Genomic DNA, 1,808 nt, shown 5'->3' with positions numbered 1-1,808 from the left:
CCGCCCTCGCGACGGGGGTGTCCATCGCCTCGTACACGGTGCTGGACGGGCTCGGCGTACGGGCGTCCGGCTCGGCCGCGGGCTACACCGCGTGGCTGATGGTCCTCGGCGGCTGCGGGGTCCCCGTGTACGCGGCGTACCGCTGGCGCGGCGAACTGGCCGCCACCCTGCGGCCGTTCGCCGTGCGCGGGCTGCTGGGCGCGGCGCTGTCCGTGGCGGCGTACGGCCTGGTGCTGTGGGCCCAGACCCGGGCGGACCTGGCCCCGATCTCGGCGCTGCGGGAGTCGTCGATCATCGTGGGGGCGGCGATCGGCGCGGTGTTCTTCAAGGAGCGCTTCGGCATGCCGCGGATCGTCGCGGCCGGGGTGATGGTGGCCGGGATCGGGCTGATGCTGCACGCGGGGTGAGGGCCGCGTCAGTCGGTCCCGGCGTGCTTGAACGCCGTGTTCACCGCGGTGATGCCGCCGTCCACGGGCAGGACGACGCCGGTCACCCACGCCGCGTCCCGGGACGCCAGGAAGGCCACCGCCGCCGCGATGCCCTCGGGCTCCCCGACCCGGCCGAGGGGGTACAACTCCCGCAGGGCGTCCGGGTCCCGGCCCTGCTCGGACCACGCGAGGGTGCGGACGGTGCCGGGGGCGACGAGGTTGACGCGGACGCCGCGTGGGCCGGCGTGCCCGGCGAGGGTGCGGGTCAGCGAGACCAGGCCCGCCTTGGCGGCGCTGTAGGCGTGGTTGCCGAAGTCCTGGAGGCCGTTCACGGAGCCGATGGTGACGATGGCGCCGCGGCCCGAGGCGACGAGGTGCGGGAGGGCGGCGCGGCTGCACCGGTAGGCGCCGGTGAGGGTGAGGTCCAGGTCGCGGGCCCAGCCCTCGTCGTCCTCCTCCTCGAAGAGCGCGGCGTCGGGGTGGCAGGCGTAGGCGTTGTTGACGAGGACGTCGAGGCGGCCGAAGGCGTCGACGGCGTGCGCGACCGCCCCTTCGACGGAGGCCCTGTCCCCCACGTCGCAGGCGAACTCCCTTGCGGTGCCGCCCTGTTCGCGGATCTCCGCGGCCACCTTGCGCGCGGCCGGCTCGTCGATGTCGGTGACGAGGACCTGGGCGCCCTCCTGCGCGAGACGGTGGGCGACGGCGGCGCCGATGCCGCGCCCCGCGGCCGTGACCAGGACTGCGTACCCCTCGAAGCGTGTCATGCGGTGACGCTACCCGGGCCCCGGGGCGCCGTCTCCTACAGGGTGGGGGTCACCCGGCCTGCGCCTGCCGCACCGCCTTCACCAGGGCCTGGGCGCGGGGGTCGGCGGTGACGCCCTTCTGCATGCCGTTCGTGACGTAGCCGAACGCGATGCCGGACTCCGGGTCGGCGAAGCCGAGGGCGCCGCCGCGGCCCGGGTGACCGAACGAGTCCGGGCCCAGGAGCGGTGAGGCGACGCCGTGCAGCATGTATCCGAGGCCGAAGCGGGACGGGGCGACGAGCACCCGGTCGGGGCCCAAGGACCGTTCGCCGCGCGCGAGTTGCACGGTCTCGGCGGTGAACAGCCGCTGCCTGCCGTCGACTTCACCGATGAGCGAGGCGTAGAAGCGGGCGAGGCCCTCCGCCGTGCCGATGCCGTTGGAACCGGGGAGCTGGGCGGCGCGGTAGCCGGGGTCGTTCTCGTCCGGCGCCGGGGTGATCGTGTCGAAGGCCCGCCGGGTCAGCGACGCCGGGTCCGTGTACGCCTCGACGAGGGCCCGCTTGGGGCGCGAGCGCGGGGCGCCGGGGACTGCCGGGGGTGCGACGGGCCCGACGCGTCCGGCGCGGTGGGCGCGGTC

The 1,808-nt window shown here is 75.8% G+C and carries 3 protein-coding genes; 1 reads left to right on the top strand and 2 read right to left on the bottom strand.

Annotated elements, in window-relative coordinates:
* Positions 1-407: DMT family transporter (locus G3I40_RS25075; protein ID WP_164304386.1), on the top strand; the 407-nt coding region annotated here is incomplete at its 5' end.
* 8 nt (positions 408-415) lie between these two features.
* Here G3I40_RS25075 and G3I40_RS25070 read toward each other — a convergent pair.
* Positions 416-1,192: an SDR family NAD(P)-dependent oxidoreductase gene (locus tag G3I40_RS25070; protein ID WP_164304385.1), complete on the bottom strand. Its 777-nt coding sequence runs from the start codon at positions 1,190-1,192 to the stop codon at positions 416-418.
* Between the two features lie 49 nt (positions 1,193-1,241).
* Positions 1,242-1,808: serine hydrolase domain-containing protein (locus G3I40_RS25065; protein WP_164304384.1), on the bottom strand; the 567-nt coding region annotated here is incomplete at its 5' end.

It is taken from the genome of Streptomyces sp. SID14478, from assembly GCF_010548525.1.
In the GTDB taxonomy this organism is placed as follows: Bacteria; Actinomycetota; Actinomycetes; order Streptomycetales; family Streptomycetaceae; genus Streptomyces.
This window is presented reverse-complemented; position numbering and strand designations above follow the sequence as displayed.

What these genes read in the sequence shown, in the direction of transcription:
- G3I40_RS25070 (WP_164304385.1), bottom strand. Translation starts at nt 1,192, where the DNA reads ATGACACGCTTCGAGGGGTACGCAGTCCTGGTCACGGCCGCGGGGCGC.